The following is a 15,612-nucleotide window of genomic DNA, read 5'->3' on the forward strand; positions in this document are numbered from 1 at the left end:
CAGAACCGCCTAAGGTTATGCCATGAAAGCGAACGTCGTCCTTCACCTGAAGAAAGTTTCTGCTAGAATGCCCGGCTTTCTTTAACAACCTTAGGTGACACATCCATGCAGCCCATGCTGAATATCGCGCTGCGCGCCGCCCGCAGCGCCAGTGAATTGATCTTCCGCTCCATCGAGCGCCTGGATACCATCAAGGTCGACGAAAAAGACGCCAAGGATTACGTATCCGAGGTGGATCGCGCCGCCGAACAGAAAATCATCGACGCGCTGCGCAAGGCCTACCCTACCCACGGCATCCTCGGTGAAGAAACCGGTTTGCACAAAGGTAGCGGCGAAGGCGAAGACTACCTGTGGATCATCGACCCGCTGGATGGCACCACCAACTTCCTGCGCGGCATTCCACACTTTGCCGTGAGCATCGCGTGCAAATACCGTGGCCGCCTGGAACACGCAGTCGTACTGGACCCGGTCCGTCAGGAAGAATTCACCGCCAGCCGTGGCCGTGGCGCCCAGCTCAATGGCCGTCGCCTGCGTGTCAGCGGCCGCACCAGCCTGGACGGCGCCCTGCTGGGTACCGGATTCCCGTTCCGTGACGATCAGATGGACAACCTGGAAAACTACCTGGGCATGTTCCGCGCCCTGGTTGGCCAGACTGCCGGCATCCGCCGCGCTGGCGCAGCGAGCCTGGACCTGGCCTACGTGGCCGCCGGCCGGTTTGATGCGTTCTGGGAGTCGGGGCTGTCCGAGTGGGACATGGCTGCAGGCGCCCTGCTGATCCAGGAAGCAGGCGGCTTGGTGAGCGACTTCACTGGCGGTCACGACTTCCTTGAGAAAGGTCACGTGGTTGCGGGTAACACCAAATGCTTCAAGGCAGTATTGACGGCAATCCAGCCGCACCTGCCGGCCTCGCTGAAGCGCTAAGCGAGCGAGCACAAAAAAGCACCCTTCGGGGTGCTTTTTTTTGCCTGGGATTGCGGTAACACTGCATTTCCTGCCACAACACATACTCAATGTGGGAGCGGGCTTGCCCGCGAATGCGGTGGGCCAGTCAATACATCCGGTGACTGACACTCCGCTTTCGCGGGCAAGCCCGCTCCCACATTTTGAACTGCACCAGGCTTATGGGTTACTGCTGATTCTGGCCGAGGATCAGACGCCCTTCTTTATCCACAGGAATCTGGCCACCCGGATCGCGATCCATACGCACGGTGCCTTCCTTGCCATCCAGGTTGTAACGCACGTCGTAACCGACCACTTTGTCGCTAATGTCATTGACGGTGTTACAGCGGGTTTGCGTGGTGGTGTAGGTATCGCGGTTCTGCATGCCTTCCTGAACCTTGTTACCGGCATAACCGCCACCGACCGCACCGGCCACAGTGGCCAGCTTTTTACCGTTACCGCCACCGACCTGGTTGCCCAACAGGCCACCGGCCAGCGCACCGACCACGGTGCCGACTATTTGATGTTGATCCTGCACCGGCTTCTGCCGGGTCACAGCGACGTCCTTGCAGACCTCGCGTGGTGTCTTGATCTGGGTTTTCACCGGCTGCACCGCCAGCACTTGCGCATACTCAGGGCCGCTTTTTACCAGGCTATAGGTGGCAAAAGCACCCCCGGCAGTCACACCGACAGCACCCAATACCGCACCAACCAGCAACGACTTGTTCACATGAACCTCCTGACCATCACAAACGGACGGAAACGTCCGCGCTATACCCAGCCTTGGAGCAAAAAAAAAGGCACGAGTTCAATACTCGTGCCTTTCTTGTCACAGCGGATCAACAACGGCCCATCAAGGGCGGTCGTCGACCTCCTTGCCAGTGCTGGCCGGAGGGATCAGGTCTTCGCTGTTGAGGTTCAACCAGATCAGCACCACGTTGGCGATGTAGATCGACGAGTAGGTCCCCGCCAGAACGCCGATGAACAGCGCCAGGGAGAAGCCCCACAGGTTATCGCCACCGAAGATCATCAGCGCGGCAATCGCCAGCAAGGTGGAGATCGACGTCGCCATGGTCCGCAGCAGGGTCTGGGTGGTGGAGATGTTGATGTTCTCGATCAACGACGCCTTGCGCAGTACGCGGAAGTTCTCACGAACCCGGTCGAATACCACGATGGTGTCGTTGAGGGAGTAACCAATGATCGCCAGCACGGCTGCCAGTACGGTCAGGTCGAAGGTAACCTGGAAGTACGCCAGGATACCCACGGTCACGATCACGTCGTGGATCAGCGACACAATCGCGCCGACGCCGAACTTCCACTGAAAGCGGAACGCCAGGTAGATCATGATGCCGACCAGCGCCATCAGCATGCCGAGGCCGCCCTGGTCGCGCAGTTCTTCACCCACCTGCGGGCCGACGAACTCGACACGCTTGACCGACGCCGGGTTGTCGCCGCCGACCTTCTGCAAGGCCTCGGCTACCTGGTGACCCAGTTGCGGGTCTTCGCCCGGCATACGCACCAGCAGGTCGGTGGTTGCACCGAAGCTCTGCACGATGGCTTCGTGATAGCCGGCCTTGACCAGCTCGTTGCGCACCAGGGTGACGTCGGCGGGCTTCTCGTAGGTCAGCTCGATGAGCGTACCGCCGGTGAAGTCCAGACCGTAGTTCAAGCCCTTATGGAACCAGCTGAACAACGCCAGAACGGTAAGGAGCACAGTGACGCCGAACGCAACGTTGCGAACGCCCATGAAGTTGATTGTACGTAACATGGCAGCCCCTTAAATCCACAACTTCTTGAAGTCACGCCCGCCAAAGATCAGGTTGACCATTGCGCGGGTCACCATGATGGCCGTGAACATCGAGGTAAAGATACCGAGGGACATGGTCACCGCAAAACCTTTGACCGGGCCAGTGCCCATGGCAAAGAGAATCCCGCCGACCAGCAAGGTGGTCAGGTTGGAGTCGAGAATCGCGGTAAATGCCCGGCCGAAGCCTTCGTTGATTGCACGCTGTACGGTCATGCCGGCGGCGATCTCTTCACGGATCCGCGAGAAGATCAGCACGTTGGCGTCTACCGCCATACCCATGGTGAGTACGATACCGGCGATACCTGGCAGGGTCAGTGTAGCGCCCAGCAGCGACATCAGGGCCAGCAGCATCACCATGTTGCCCGCCAGGGCCACGGTGGCGATGACGCCGAAGAAGCGATAGATGGCGATGATGAACAGCGACACGAACAGCATGCCCCACAAAGCCGCATCGATACCCTTGGTGATGTTGTCGGCACCCAGGCTCGGGCCAATGGTGCGCTCTTCAGCGAAGTACATCGGCGCCGCCAGGCCACCGGCACGCAGCAACAGTGCCAGCTCGGACGACTCGCCCTGACCGTTCAGGCCAGTGATGCGGAATTGAGCACCCAGCGGCGACTGGATGGTCGCCAGGCTGATGATCTTCTTCTCTTCCTTGAAGGACTGTACCGGCACATCTTTCTCTACACCGTCGACCACTTGCTTGGTGTAGGTGGTGACCGGACGCTGCTCGATGAAGATGACCGCCATGCTGCGACCGACGTTGCTGCGCGTGGCGCGGCTCATCAGCTCACCACCGTGGCCATCCAGGCGGATGTTTACTTCAGGCGTGCCGTGCTCGCCGAAACCGGCCTTGGCGTCGGTCACCTGGTCACCAGTGATGATCAGGCTACGCTCGATCAGTGCAGGCGGGCGGTTGCCTTCGCGGAACTCGAATTCCTCGGAGGTGGCCTTGGAAGCTCCCGGCTCAGCGGCCAGGCGGAATTCCAGGTTGGCGGTTTTACCCAGGATACGCTTGGCTTCAGCAGTGTCCTGTACGCCCGGCAATTCAACCACGATGCGATTGGCACCCTGGCGCTGAACGATCGGCTCGGCCACACCCAGTTCGTTGACGCGGTTACGTACCGTGGTCAAGTTCTGCTTGATGGAGTATTCGCGGATTTCCGCCAGCTTGGCCGGGGTCATCGCCAGACGCAGTACAGGTTGACCGTTCAGGTCGGCCGGTACGATGTCGAAATCGGTGAAGTTCTTGCGTACCAGTGCACGGGCCTGTTCGCGGGAAGCCTCGTCAGAGAAGCCCAGCTGGATGGCACCGTTGAGCTGCGGCAGGCTGCGATAACGCAATTTCTCTTTGCGCAGCAGGCTCTTCACATCGCCCTCATAGACTTTAAGGCGTGCGTCGAGGGCCTTGTCCATGTCGACTTCCAGCAGGAAGTGCACACCACCGGACAAGTCCAGACCCAGCTTCATCGGGTGCGCGCCAATGCTGCGCAGCCATTTTGGCGTGGTCTGTGCCAGGTTGAGCGCGACAACGTAGTCGTCACCCATGACCTTGCGCACGACATCTTTGGCCGGCAATTGGTCTTCTTGCTTGGTCAGGCGCAACAAGCCGCCCTTCGCATCAGCTGCCAACGTTGCCGCCTTGACCTGGATACCTGCGTCAGTGAGCGCTTTGCTCGCGCGTTCCAGATCAGCCTGATTGACCTGCAGCGAAGTGCTGGCGCCAGTGATCTGGATCGCAGGGTCATCAGGGTAGAGATTGGGAGCGGAATAAATAAAACCGATCGCCAGCACCGCCAGGATCAGTACGTATTTCCACAGAGGGTATTTGTTCAGCATCACGCCGCCCGCTTATGACGCGGGGCGCCTTGCGCGCCCCGTCGATTGGTAAAGGTTGTTACTTAGATCGCTTTGAGCGTGCCTTTTGGCAGCGTGGCGGCGATGGCGCCCTTCTGGAACTTCATTTCCACAGTGTCGGAAACTTCCAGCACCACGAAAGCATCGGAAACCTTGGTGATCTTGCCGGCGATGCCGCCAGTGGTCACGACTTCGTCACCTTTCTGCAGGCTGCCCAGCAGGTTTTTCTGCTCTTTGGCGCGCTTGGCCTGTGGGCGCCAGATCATCAGGTAGAAGATGACCAGGAAGCCGACCAGGAAAATCCACTCGAAACCACCGCCCATAGGACCGGCAGCGGCAGGCGCAGCGGCATCAGCCATGGCGTTAGAGATAAAAAAGCTCATTTAGCACTCCAGTTGCAAATAGTGAATCTTAGGGTCGGAAAACTCAGTCCAAGGGCGGCACAGGAAGCCCGCGCTTGGCATAGAAGGCATCGACGAAGGCGGCCAATGTACCCTGTTGAATAGCCTCGCGCAAACCAGCCATCAGGACTTGGTAGTGACGCAAATTGTGGATGGTATTCAACATGCTACCCAGCATTTCCCCACACTTGTCCAGATGGTGCAGATAAGCACGGGAGAAGTTCTGGCAGGTGTAGCAATCACAGGTGGGATCCAGCGGCGAATCATCATGGCGATGGAACGCGTTACGGATCTTCAGCACGCCTGTATCGATGAACAGATGCCCATTGCGGGCATTACGGGTTGGCATCACGCAATCGAACATGTCCACACCGCGGCGCACACCCTCTACGAGATCTTCCGGTTTGCCAACGCCCATAAGGTAACGAGGTTTGTCAGCAGGCATCAGGCCCGGCAGATAATCCAGCACCTTGATCATCTCGTGCTTGGGCTCGCCAACCGACAAGCCGCCGATGGCCAGGCCGTCAAAGCCGATCTTGTCGAGGCCTTCCAGCGAGCGTTTGCGCAGGCTTTCGTGCATGCCGCCCTGGACGATGCCGAACAGCGCCGCGGTGTTATCACCATGTGCGTTCTTCGAGCGCTGGGCCCAACGCAGGGAAAGCTCCATGGAGATCCGCGCGACGTCCTCATCGGCCGGGTACGGTGTGCACTCGTCGAAAATCATCACGATGTCGGAGCCCAGGTCGCGCTGCACCTGCATCGACTCCTCCGGGCCCATGAACACTTTGGAACCGTCTACCGGCGAGGCGAAGGTCACACCCTCTTCCTTGATCTTGCGCATGGCCCCCAGGCTGAACACCTGGAAACCACCGGAGTCGGTGAGGATCGGGCCTTGCCACTTCATGAAGTCATGCAGGTCGCCATGCTTCTTGATCACTTCCGTGCCCGGACGCAACCACAGGTGGAAAGTGTTGCCGAGGATGATCTCGGCGCCGGTGGCGACGATGTCGCGCGGCAACATGCCCTTGACGGTGCCGTAGGTGCCGACCGGCATGAACGCCGGGGTCTCCACGGTGCCGCGCGGGAAAGTCAGGCGACCGCGACGGGCTTTGCCGTCGGTAGCGAGCAATTCAAACGACATACGACTCATAGTTGTTCCTCTGGGCCGCGTGGCGCCGGGTTGCGGGTGATAAACATCGCATCACCGTAGCTGAAAAAACGGTACTCGTTGGCGATGGCGGCCTGGTAAGCGGCCATGGTTTCCGGGTAGCCGGCAAATGCCGAGACCAGCATCAACAGCGTGGATTCGGGCAGATGGAAATTGGTGACCAGGCAATCGACCACATGGAACGGTCGGCCCGGGAAGATAAAGATGTCGGTGTCGCCGCTGAACGGCTTGAGCACGCCATCACGTGCCGCGCTTTCCAGGGAGCGCACGCTGGTGGTGCCTACCGCCACCACTCGCCCGCCACGCGCCTTGCAGGCGGCCACAGCGTCGACAACTTCCTGGCTGACTTCCAGCCACTCGCTGTGCATGTGGTGGTCTTCGATGTTATCCACACGCACCGGCTGAAACGTGCCGGCCCCCACGTGCAGGGTCACATAGGCGGTCTCGACGCCCTTGGCGGCAATCGCATCCAGCAGTGGCTGGTCGAAATGCAGCCCGGCGGTCGGCGCGGCAACGGCACCCAGGCGCTGCGAGTAGACGGTCTGGTAGCGCTCGCGGTCCGAGTCTTCGTCGGGGCGATCGATATAGGGTGGCAGCGGCATATGGCCGACACGCTCCAGCAGAGGCAACACCTCTTCTGCGAACTTGAGTTCGAACAGGGCGTCATGGCGCGCCACCATCTCGGCTTCGCCACCACCATCGATCAAGATGCAGGAGCCCGGTTTCGGCGACTTGCTGGAGCGCACATGGGCCAGCACACGATGGCTGTCCAGTACGCGCTCTACCAGGATTTCCAGCTTGCCGCCGGAAGCTTTCTGGCCAAACAGCCGCGCCGGAATCACCCGGGTATTGTTGAACACCATCAGATCGCCTGGGCGCAAATGCTCCAGCAAATCAGTGAATTGACGGTGTGCGAGGGCACCGCTGGGCCCGTCCAGGGTCAGCAGTCGACTGGCGCGACGCTCGGCCAAAGGATGGCGAGCGATCAGCGAATCAGGAAGCTCAAAAGTAAAGTCAGCAACGCGCATGATGGAGTTCGTCTAGCAGGGCCGGGAAGTCTAGCGGAAATAGTGAAAATTGACCATGAAAGGTGATTGACCAACGGTAATCTCATCTCTATACTTCGCCGCCATTGAGCCCTGATGGCGGAATTGGTAGACGCGGCGGATTCAAAATCCGTTTTCGAAAGGAGTGGGAGTTCGAGTCTCCCTCGGGGCACCATCTTAAAAAAAGACCTTGAATTTCAAGGTCTTTTTTTTCGTCTGTAGAAAAGCGCGGAACGCATCAAGCCTTCCTTTAGCAGGCGATCTATCGTGCCGAGCCCTCTCCAGGAGCGCCCAGACACGCCAAGACAACACGACCCTCCCCCCCTACCGTTCATCGCCACTTACGAGCCTCCAAGGACCCGCTGGAGAGCGCTTCGGAGTGCCGGGTAGATTGACTCCAGCAGCGACCGAAACGTACTCAAAAATCATAAACTTGCCCGGGACTGAAAACGTCGATGAAAGGATAAACCGGCCCTTCCTGGGCTTTTTTTCGCGCCCAAAACAAAACCCCATCTGCTTTCGCAAATGGGGTTTCGGAATTTAATCTTGACGATGACCTACTCTCACATGGGGAAACCCCACACTACCATCGGCGATGCATCGTTTCACTGCTGAGTTCGGGATGGGATCAGGTGGTTCCAATGCTCTATGGTCGTCAAGAAATTCGGGTACTGAGTCGTGGCTTGTGCCTCGCTTCAGCAAATTGGGTATGTGATAGCTTTCGGTGTTTTGTGAACGTCGAACTTTCGGTTCATTTCGTCTTCACACACCGCAATCTGGCCTTTCGACGCAAATTGCTTGGGTGTTATATGGTCAAGCCTCACGGGCAATTAGTATTGGTTAGCTCAACGCCTCACAGCGCTTACACACCCAACCTATCAACGTCGTAGTCTTCGACGGCCCTTCAGGGAACTCAAGGTTCCAGTGAGATCTCATCTTGAGGCTAGTTTCCCGCTTAGATGCTTTCAGCGGTTATCTATTCCGAACATAGCTACCCGGCAATGCCACTGGCGTGACAACCGGAACACCAGAGGTTCGTCCACTCCGGTCCTCTCGTACTAGGAGCAGCCCCTCTCAAATCTCAAACGTCCACGGCAGATAGGGACCGAACTGTCTCACGACGTTCTAAACCCAGCTCGCGTACCACTTTAAATGGCGAACAGCCATACCCTTGGGACCGGCTTCAGCCCCAGGATGTGATGAGCCGACATCGAGGTGCCAAACACCGCCGTCGATATGAACTCTTGGGCGGTATCAGCCTGTTATCCCCGGAGTACCTTTTATCCGTTGAGCGATGGCCCTTCCATACAGAACCACCGGATCACTAAGACCTACTTTCGTACCTGCTCGACGTGTCTGTCTCGCAGTCAAGCGCGCTTTTGCCTTTATACTCTACGACCGATTTCCGACCGGTCTGAGCGCACCTTCGTACTCCTCCGTTACTCTTTAGGAGGAGACCGCCCCAGTCAAACTACCCACCATACACTGTCCTCGATCCGGATAACGGACCTGAGTTAGAACCTCAAAGTTGCCAGGGTGGTATTTCAAGGATGGCTCCACGCGAACTGGCGTCCACGCTTCAAAGCCTCCCACCTATCCTACACAAGCAAATTCAAAGTCCAGTGCAAAGCTATAGTAAAGGTTCACGGGGTCTTTCCGTCTAGCCGCGGATACACTGCATCTTCACAGCGATTTCAATTTCACTGAGTCTCGGGTGGAGACAGCGCCGCCATCGTTACGCCATTCGTGCAGGTCGGAACTTACCCGACAAGGAATTTCGCTACCTTAGGACCGTTATAGTTACGGCCGCCGTTTACCGGGGCTTCGATCAAGAGCTTCGCGTTAGCTAACCCCATCAATTAACCTTCCGGCACCGGGCAGGCGTCACACCCTATACGTCCACTTTCGTGTTTGCAGAGTGCTGTGTTTTTAATAAACAGTCGCAGCGGCCTGGTATCTTCGACCGGCATGAGCTTACGGAGCAAGTCCTTCACCCTCACCGGCGCACCTTCTCCCGAAGTTACGGTGCCATTTTGCCTAGTTCCTTCACCCGAGTTCTCTCAAGCGCCTTGGTATTCTCTACCCAACCACCTGTGTCGGTTTGGGGTACGGTTCCTGGTTACCTGAAGCTTAGAAGCTTTTCTTGGAAGCATGGCATCAACCACTTCGTTACCTAAAAGGTAACTCGTCATCAGCTCTCGGCCTTAAGATCCCGGATTTACCTAAGATCTCAGCCTACCACCTTAAACTTGGACAACCAACGCCAAGCTGGCCTAGCCTTCTCCGTCCCTCCATCGCAATAACCAGAAGTACAGGAATATTAACCTGTTTTCCATCGACTACGCTTTTCAGCCTCGCCTTAGGGACCGACTAACCCTGCGTCGATTAACGTTGCGCAGGAAACCTTGGTCTTTCGGCGTGGGTGTTTTTCACACCCATTGTCGTTACTCATGTCAGCATTCGCACTTCTGATACCTCCAGCAAGCTTCTCAACTCACCTTCACAGGCTTACAGAACGCTCCTCTACCGCATCACTTACGTGATACCCGTAGCTTCGGTGTATGGTTTGAGCCCCGTTACATCTTCCGCGCAGGCCGACTCGACTAGTGAGCTATTACGCTTTCTTTAAAGGGTGGCTGCTTCTAAGCCAACCTCCTAGCTGTCTAAGCCTTCCCACATCGTTTCCCACTTAACCATAACTTTGGGACCTTAGCTGACGGTCTGGGTTGTTTCCCTTTTCACGACGGACGTTAGCACCCGCCGTGTGTCTCCCATGCTCGGCACTTGTAGGTATTCGGAGTTTGCATCGGTTTGGTAAGTCGGGATGACCCCCTAGCCGAAACAGTGCTCTACCCCCTACAGTGATACATGAGGCGCTACCTAAATAGCTTTCGAGGAGAACCAGCTATCTCCGAGCTTGATTAGCCTTTCACTCCGATCCACAGGTCATCCGCTAACTTTTCAACGGTAGTCGGTTCGGTCCTCCAGTTAGTGTTACCCAACCTTCAACCTGCCCATGGATAGATCGCCCGGTTTCGGGTCTATTCCCAGCGACTAGACGCCCTATTAAGACTCGCTTTCGCTACGCCTCCCCTATTCGGTTAAGCTCGCCACTGAAAATAAGTCGCTGACCCATTATACAAAAGGTACGCAGTCACAGAACAAAGTCTGCTCCCACTGCTTGTACGCATACGGTTTCAGGATCTATTTCACTCCCCTCTCCGGGGTTCTTTTCGCCTTTCCCTCACGGTACTAGTTCACTATCGGTCAGTCAGTAGTATTTAGCCTTGGAGGATGGTCCCCCCATATTCAGACAAAGTTTCTCGTGCTCCGTCCTACTCGATTTCATGACTAAGAGATTTTCGCGTACAGGGCTATCACCCACTATGGCCGCACTTTCCAGAGCGTTCCGCTAATCTCAAAGCCACTTAAGGGCTAGTCCCCGTTCGCTCGCCACTACTAAGGGAATCTCGGTTGATTTCTTTTCCTCAGGGTACTTAGATGTTTCAGTTCCCCTGGTTCGCCTCTTGCACCTATGTATTCAGTACAAGATAACCATCTTATGATGGCTGGGTTCCCCCATTCAGACATCTCCGGATCAAAGTCTGTTTGCCGACTCCCCGAAGCTTTTCGCAGGCTACCACGTCTTTCATCGCCTCTGACTGCCAAGGCATCCACCGTATGCGCTTCTTCACTTGACCATATAACCCCAAGCAATCTGGTTATACTGTGAAGACAACATTCGCCGAAAATTCGAATTTCTCAACTAAGAGAACTCACAAATTTTACCTTAGCCTGATCCGTTACCAGTGAAAGTAACGTTCAGTCTATCTTTCTATCACATACCCAAATTTTTAAAGAACGATCTAATCAAAGACTAGAAATCAACATTCACCATCATTACGATGGAATGCTCATTTCTAAGCTTTCAACAAACAGAAGCAGTAGTGGTGGAGCCAAACGGGATCGAACCGTTGACCTCCTGCGTGCAAGGCAGGCGCTCTCCCAGCTGAGCTATGGCCCCGTATTTCTACAGGCGTTTCCCACACAAAATTGGTGGGTCTGGGCAGATTCGAACTGCCGACCTCACCCTTATCAGGGGTGCGCTCTAACCAACTGAGCTACAGACCCAATTTCGGGCTGCTTCTTTATCGTCTTCTTCAATGAATCAAGCAATTCGTGTGGGAACTTATGGAGCAGCTGATGTCGTCGATTAAGGAGGTGATCCAGCCGCAGGTTCCCCTACGGCTACCTTGTTACGACTTCACCCCAGTCATGAATCACACCGTGGTAACCGTCCTCCCGAAGGTTAGACTAGCTACTTCTGGTGCAACCCACTCCCATGGTGTGACGGGCGGTGTGTACAAGGCCCGGGAACGTATTCACCGCGACATTCTGATTCGCGATTACTAGCGATTCCGACTTCACGCAGTCGAGTTGCAGACTGCGATCCGGACTACGATCGGTTTTGTGGGATTAGCTCCACCTCGCGGCTTGGCAACCCTCTGTACCGACCATTGTAGCACGTGTGTAGCCCAGGCCGTAAGGGCCATGATGACTTGACGTCATCCCCACCTTCCTCCGGTTTGTCACCGGCAGTCTCCTTAGAGTGCCCACCATTACGTGCTGGTAACTAAGGACAAGGGTTGCGCTCGTTACGGGACTTAACCCAACATCTCACGACACGAGCTGACGACAGCCATGCAGCACCTGTCTCAATGTTCCCGAAGGCACCAATCCATCTCTGGAAAGTTCATTGGATGTCAAGGCCTGGTAAGGTTCTTCGCGTTGCTTCGAATTAAACCACATGCTCCACCGCTTGTGCGGGCCCCCGTCAATTCATTTGAGTTTTAACCTTGCGGCCGTACTCCCCAGGCGGTCAACTTAATGCGTTAGCTGCGCCACTAAAAGCTCAAGGCTTCCAACGGCTAGTTGACATCGTTTACGGCGTGGACTACCAGGGTATCTAATCCTGTTTGCTCCCCACGCTTTCGCACCTCAGTGTCAGTATTAGTCCAGGTGGTCGCCTTCGCCACTGGTGTTCCTTCCTATATCTACGCATTTCACCGCTACACAGGAAATTCCACCACCCTCTACCATACTCTAGTCAGTCAGTTTTGAATGCAGTTCCCAGGTTGAGCCCGGGGATTTCACATCCAACTTAACAAACCACCTACGCGCGCTTTACGCCCAGTAATTCCGATTAACGCTTGCACCCTCTGTATTACCGCGGCTGCTGGCACAGAGTTAGCCGGTGCTTATTCTGTCGGTAACGTCAAAACAGATACGTATTAGGTAACTGCCCTTCCTCCCAACTTAAAGTGCTTTACAATCCGAAGACCTTCTTCACACACGCGGCATGGCTGGATCAGGCTTTCGCCCATTGTCCAATATTCCCCACTGCTGCCTCCCGTAGGAGTCTGGACCGTGTCTCAGTTCCAGTGTGACTGATCATCCTCTCAGACCAGTTACGGATCGTCGCCTTGGTGAGCCATTACCCCACCAACTAGCTAATCCGACCTAGGCTCATCTGATAGCGCAAGGCCCGAAGGTCCCCTGCTTTCTCCCGTAGGACGTATGCGGTATTAGCGTCCGTTTCCGAACGTTATCCCCCACTACCAGGCAGATTCCTAGGCATTACTCACCCGTCCGCCGCTCTCAAGAGAAGCAAGCTTCTCTCTACCGCTCGACTTGCATGTGTTAGGCCTGCCGCCAGCGTTCAATCTGAGCCATGATCAAACTCTTCAGTTCAAACATCTTTGGGTTTTTAAGAAACCCTAAACTTGGCTCAGCAATCGTTGGTTACATCTTTGATTTCTCGCGGAGTAACTTGTGATGCTGATAATCTTGTTGACTATCAGTCTGACTCCACAAGCACCCACACGAATTGCTTGATTCAGTTGTTAAAGAGCGGTTGGTTAAGATCTTTCGTCTCAACCGAGGCGCGCATTCTACAGCAGCCTCATTTGCTGTCAAGTGATTATTTTCAGAAGCTTTCGAAGATTTCTTCAACAACTTCAACCACTTGCGCTTACGATCTCTCGTTAGCGGGAGGCGAATTCTACAGCGTTACACGCTGCTGTCAACACCTCTTTTTCAACTTCCTGAGCGCTTCGATGAACTGAAGCAACCTGCTGCCGAAAACTGCGTAACTCATTGTTTACCAAGGAGTTTTCCGTTTCGACTGCGCCGGAAGTGGGGCGAATTATAGACATCCAGAATCTGCCGTCAACCGTTTATTTGGTTTTTCTATCAAACAACCCAAAACAGGCCTTCCCTCTCTATATAGAAGGAATCGCCCGCGCCGGTAGCGTGGAGGACTACCTGCAAGCCAACGGCATACAGCCAAGGCGCCTAGCAGCCACTGGTTATGTGGAGACCCCGACCGCTGGCGGACAACAACAGCGCCGAGGGCCGCCCCCGCAATCGTCGCGCGGAGTTGATAGTGGAGTGCTGAGGCGCGGGGTTGTTTTTGGCGCGCAAGAACAGTGATCATCGCCCTCCCCCGTATGTGAAGGAGCTGAGACCATGGAATTGACGCTGGAAGCTGTGGCGCTTTTTGCACTGAAACTGGTGCATGAGGAAGACGGCGGCAGTCCGGTTTTGCGCGACGACCCGGTGATGGTTGGCTATGACAGGGAGGTGTTTGGATTGTTGCTGCGCCAGGGGGATTTGGCGGGGATTTTGCTGAAGGTGGATGTATGTGTGGGGCAGGCGCTGGTTGCGGTGGGTGGGGCTGAGACAGTGTTGGGGCGGGAGCTGAAAAGATTAGCGACTGACGTGCAAAGCGTTCATCAGCTCGAGGAACTACCCCCGCCCCTATCCACCCTCAAGGATTACCTTAAAGACATCCAGTGAATCGGTGATCAACATACCGGCCAGATACACCATCAACACCGCCACAACGGCGTCCAGCCAGCGCCACACCACAGGAGTGCGAAACAGGTTGGTCAAACGCTGACATCCCAACGCCAAGAATACGAACCACAGCAGTGATGCGGTCATGGCACCGGTCGCGAAGAGTGCTTGTTGGTTCAAGGGCTTTGCAGCGCCGATGGAGCCGATAAGCACGACGGTATCGAGCCAGGCGTAGGGGTTGGCGAATCCCAGCACAACTGCCGTCCGTAACAGCCCTCGTTGCGATTTACCGCTTAGGGTGTCCGGCATGGAGTGGTCACGCAGGCAGGCCAACAGGCGCTGAGTAGCAAACCACAGCAGGTAGGCCGCGCCGGAAATCAGCAACAGCGCGACCAGTACTGGCCGGCTTTCCAATAGCTTGCCCAGACCGGCTATGCCCAGGGCGATCAGCAGAACATCGGCGAACACGCAGATGGCAACCACCCCCCAGATAGGGCCGCGACCGACACCTTGGCGGATGACCAAGGTGTCTTTGGGGCCAGGGGCGGCGAATAGGCCGATACCTAAGAGCAAGCCTTCAAGGAAAAGGGCATTGAAGTAGGGAGCCATGAAGTATTCGTGCCCATGAGGAAATTAAGGAAGCTGAATAGGCTGATTACCAAACCCGGTGTGTCGGGCGTTTACGGCGCTATTCAAGTCAATTGGCTGCTTGCAGAAAAAGCTGGTTAGCACTTGCTCTGGATTCGGGTTGGCAAAGTAGATTAGCGAGCTTCTGGAGACCGGCCTTTGAGGCGCAAGGACCGCGTGATAAGCAGCAGGAATTGCGTAATCAGAGAGTTCAGTAAGTAGTGATCCTGCCAGAACCGCAACTTCGTTCTCCAATAGACGCACCGACTCCAGCGAGCCGCCCTTCACCAAGACAAGCCCTTCGCGAGTAGGTTTGATAAACGACAACATATGCCCATCTTCATGAGGGTCTTGGGCAAATCGGCGTTCGATGTTTGCCGTCTGAACACCGTAGACACACAACTGCACGTAGGACGCCAAGCGAAACGGAGCGAGTGGTGGGACCCCAAACTCACCACAGATGCCGTCCATCAACTCTTGAGCCAACTCGCTGATCTGTCGTTCAAAGGTATCCACAGCCGCGAAAAAGTCGCTCCGTGTGAACTCAAAACCGATTCGCTTCGAAACATGGACAGGCCAATAACAGAAGCGCTCACACAGATCGGGATGGTCCTCAGAGCCTGAATATTCGGCACCAAATGGGAAAAAACCATCGGTATCCTGACCGAATGAAAATGATGCTTTGGTAGCAGGAGATATTGCTGAGTACCCATCAACGATCTTTCTGTAGTCCTGAAACATGGAATCCGGTATTTGCAGAGTGCCGAAGCCTGATCGAGCAATGGAATCAGAGCAGGTTTTTATTTGAGTCATGGTTATATCCAATGATAGATGTAAAGGAATGCAACAAACACTAGGTTCGCAAGCATGCGAGAAACTACGACACTGGATATAGCTAACCAAAAAGGG

10 protein-coding genes, 3 tRNA genes and 3 rRNA genes are annotated in these 15,612 nt (G+C 55.6%); 3 read left to right on the top strand and 13 right to left on the bottom strand.

Annotated elements, in window-relative coordinates:
* Positions 1-105: 105 nt before the first annotated feature.
* A complete protein-coding gene (suhB, locus tag AC3ISR_RS23255; protein ID WP_003175971.1) occupies positions 106-921 on the top strand; it encodes a type III secretion system regulator SuhB in 816 nt (271 codons plus the stop codon).
* Between the two features lie 205 nt (positions 922-1,126).
* Here suhB and AC3ISR_RS23260 read toward each other — a convergent pair whose 3' ends face one another.
* The 6 genes from AC3ISR_RS23260 to queA all read right to left on the bottom strand — a co-directional run bounded on the left by AC3ISR_RS23260 (position 1,127) and on the right by queA (position 7,200).
* Positions 1,127-1,669, bottom strand: a complete 543-nt coding sequence (locus AC3ISR_RS23260) for a glycine zipper 2TM domain-containing protein (protein ID WP_192299573.1) — start codon at positions 1,667-1,669, stop codon at positions 1,127-1,129.
* A 123-nt stretch (positions 1,670-1,792) separates the two neighbouring features.
* The gene (gene secF / locus AC3ISR_RS23265; protein WP_016977660.1) at positions 1,793-2,707 is read right to left on the bottom strand and encodes a protein translocase subunit SecF; all 915 of its coding nucleotides are present in this window, start codon (positions 2,705-2,707) and stop codon (positions 1,793-1,795) included.
* 9 nt (positions 2,708-2,716) lie between these two features.
* Positions 2,717-4,585, bottom strand: coding sequence for a protein translocase subunit SecD (gene secD / locus AC3ISR_RS23270; protein WP_192299574.1), 1,869 nt, complete (start codon positions 4,583-4,585; stop codon positions 2,717-2,719).
* Positions 4,586-4,647: 62 nt separating this feature from the next.
* Positions 4,648-4,986 carry a preprotein translocase subunit YajC gene (yajC, locus tag AC3ISR_RS23275; RefSeq protein ID WP_003175975.1) on the bottom strand — a complete coding sequence of 113 codons (339 nt, stop codon included), beginning with the start codon at positions 4,984-4,986 and terminating at the stop codon, positions 4,648-4,650.
* Positions 4,987-5,029: 43 nt separating this feature from the next.
* Positions 5,030-6,145 carry a tRNA guanosine(34) transglycosylase Tgt gene (gene tgt, locus AC3ISR_RS23280; RefSeq protein ID WP_003175976.1) on the bottom strand — a complete coding sequence of 372 codons (1,116 nt, stop codon included), beginning with the start codon at positions 6,143-6,145 and terminating at the stop codon, positions 5,030-5,032.
* A 5-nt stretch (positions 6,146-6,150) separates the two neighbouring features.
* Positions 6,151-7,200 (bottom strand): tRNA preQ1(34) S-adenosylmethionine ribosyltransferase-isomerase QueA, encoded by a 1,050-nt coding sequence (gene queA, locus AC3ISR_RS23285; protein ID WP_192299575.1) that lies wholly within the window; start codon positions 7,198-7,200, stop codon positions 6,151-6,153.
* A gap of 108 nt (positions 7,201-7,308) precedes the next feature.
* Here queA and AC3ISR_RS23290 point away from each other — a divergent pair.
* Positions 7,309-7,393, top strand: a tRNA-Leu gene (locus tag AC3ISR_RS23290).
* 369 nt (positions 7,394-7,762) lie between these two features.
* Here AC3ISR_RS23290 and rrf read toward each other — a convergent pair.
* The 5 genes from rrf to AC3ISR_RS23315 form a co-directional block, all read right to left on the bottom strand.
* A 5S ribosomal RNA gene (gene rrf / locus AC3ISR_RS23295) occupies positions 7,763-7,878 on the bottom strand.
* Positions 7,879-8,027: 149 nt separating this feature from the next.
* Positions 8,028-10,919, bottom strand: a 23S ribosomal RNA gene (locus tag AC3ISR_RS23300).
* Positions 10,920-11,166: 247 nt separating this feature from the next.
* Positions 11,167-11,242: transfer RNA gene (locus AC3ISR_RS23305), tRNA-Ala, on the bottom strand.
* Positions 11,243-11,272: 30 nt separating this feature from the next.
* A tRNA-Ile gene (locus AC3ISR_RS23310) sits at positions 11,273-11,349 on the bottom strand.
* Positions 11,350-11,432: 83 nt separating this feature from the next.
* Positions 11,433-12,969: ribosomal RNA gene (locus AC3ISR_RS23315) — 16S ribosomal RNA — on the bottom strand.
* The 16S, 23S and 5S rRNA genes sit together here with 2 tRNA genes alongside, the layout of an rRNA operon.
* A 777-nt stretch (positions 12,970-13,746) precedes the next feature.
* Here AC3ISR_RS23315 and AC3ISR_RS23320 point away from each other — a divergent pair.
* Positions 13,747-14,076: a hypothetical protein gene (locus AC3ISR_RS23320; RefSeq protein ID WP_192300546.1), complete on the top strand. Its 330-nt coding sequence runs from the start codon at positions 13,747-13,749 to the stop codon at positions 14,074-14,076.
* Here the strand turns inward: AC3ISR_RS23320 and AC3ISR_RS23325 are convergent.
* Both AC3ISR_RS23325 and AC3ISR_RS23330 read right to left on the bottom strand, forming a co-directional pair.
* On the bottom strand, positions 14,038-14,685 hold the full coding sequence (locus AC3ISR_RS23325; RefSeq protein WP_463984422.1) for a LysE/ArgO family amino acid transporter: 648 nt from the start codon (positions 14,683-14,685) through the stop codon (positions 14,038-14,040). The genes AC3ISR_RS23320 and AC3ISR_RS23325 overlap by 39 nt on opposite strands.
* Before the next feature lie 24 nt (positions 14,686-14,709).
* Positions 14,710-15,516 (bottom strand): isopenicillin N synthase family oxygenase, encoded by an 807-nt coding sequence (locus tag AC3ISR_RS23330; RefSeq protein ID WP_463984423.1) that lies wholly within the window; start codon positions 15,514-15,516, stop codon positions 14,710-14,712.
* Positions 15,517-15,612: the final 96 nt, after the last annotated feature.

The sequence above is a fragment of the Pseudomonas sp. GL_117 genome, from assembly GCF_057835125.1.

Bases quoted from the DNA above. Each gene is read 5' to 3' on its own strand.
- AC3ISR_RS23320 (WP_192300546.1), top strand. From the start codon at position 13,747: ATGGAATTGACGCTGGAAGCTGTGGCGCTTTTTGCACTGAAACTGGTG.
- yajC (WP_003175975.1), bottom strand. From the start codon at position 4,986: ATGAGCTTTTTTATCTCTAACGCCATGGCTGATGCCGCTGCGCCTGCC.
- AC3ISR_RS23330 (WP_463984423.1), bottom strand. From the start codon at position 15,516: ATGACTCAAATAAAAACCTGCTCTGATTCCATTGCTCGATCAGGCTTC.
- suhB (WP_003175971.1), top strand. From the start codon at position 106: ATGCAGCCCATGCTGAATATCGCGCTGCGCGCCGCCCGCAGCGCCAGT.
- AC3ISR_RS23325 (WP_463984422.1), bottom strand. From the start codon at position 14,685: ATGGCTCCCTACTTCAATGCCCTTTTCCTTGAAGGCTTGCTCTTAGGT.
- secF (WP_016977660.1), bottom strand. From the start codon at position 2,707: ATGTTACGTACAATCAACTTCATGGGCGTTCGCAACGTTGCGTTCGGC.
- tgt (WP_003175976.1), bottom strand. From the start codon at position 6,145: ATGTCGTTTGAATTGCTCGCTACCGACGGCAAAGCCCGTCGCGGTCGC.
- queA (WP_192299575.1), bottom strand. From the start codon at position 7,200: ATGCGCGTTGCTGACTTTACTTTTGAGCTTCCTGATTCGCTGATCGCT.
- secD (WP_192299574.1), bottom strand. From the start codon at position 4,585: ATGCTGAACAAATACCCTCTGTGGAAATACGTACTGATCCTGGCGGTG.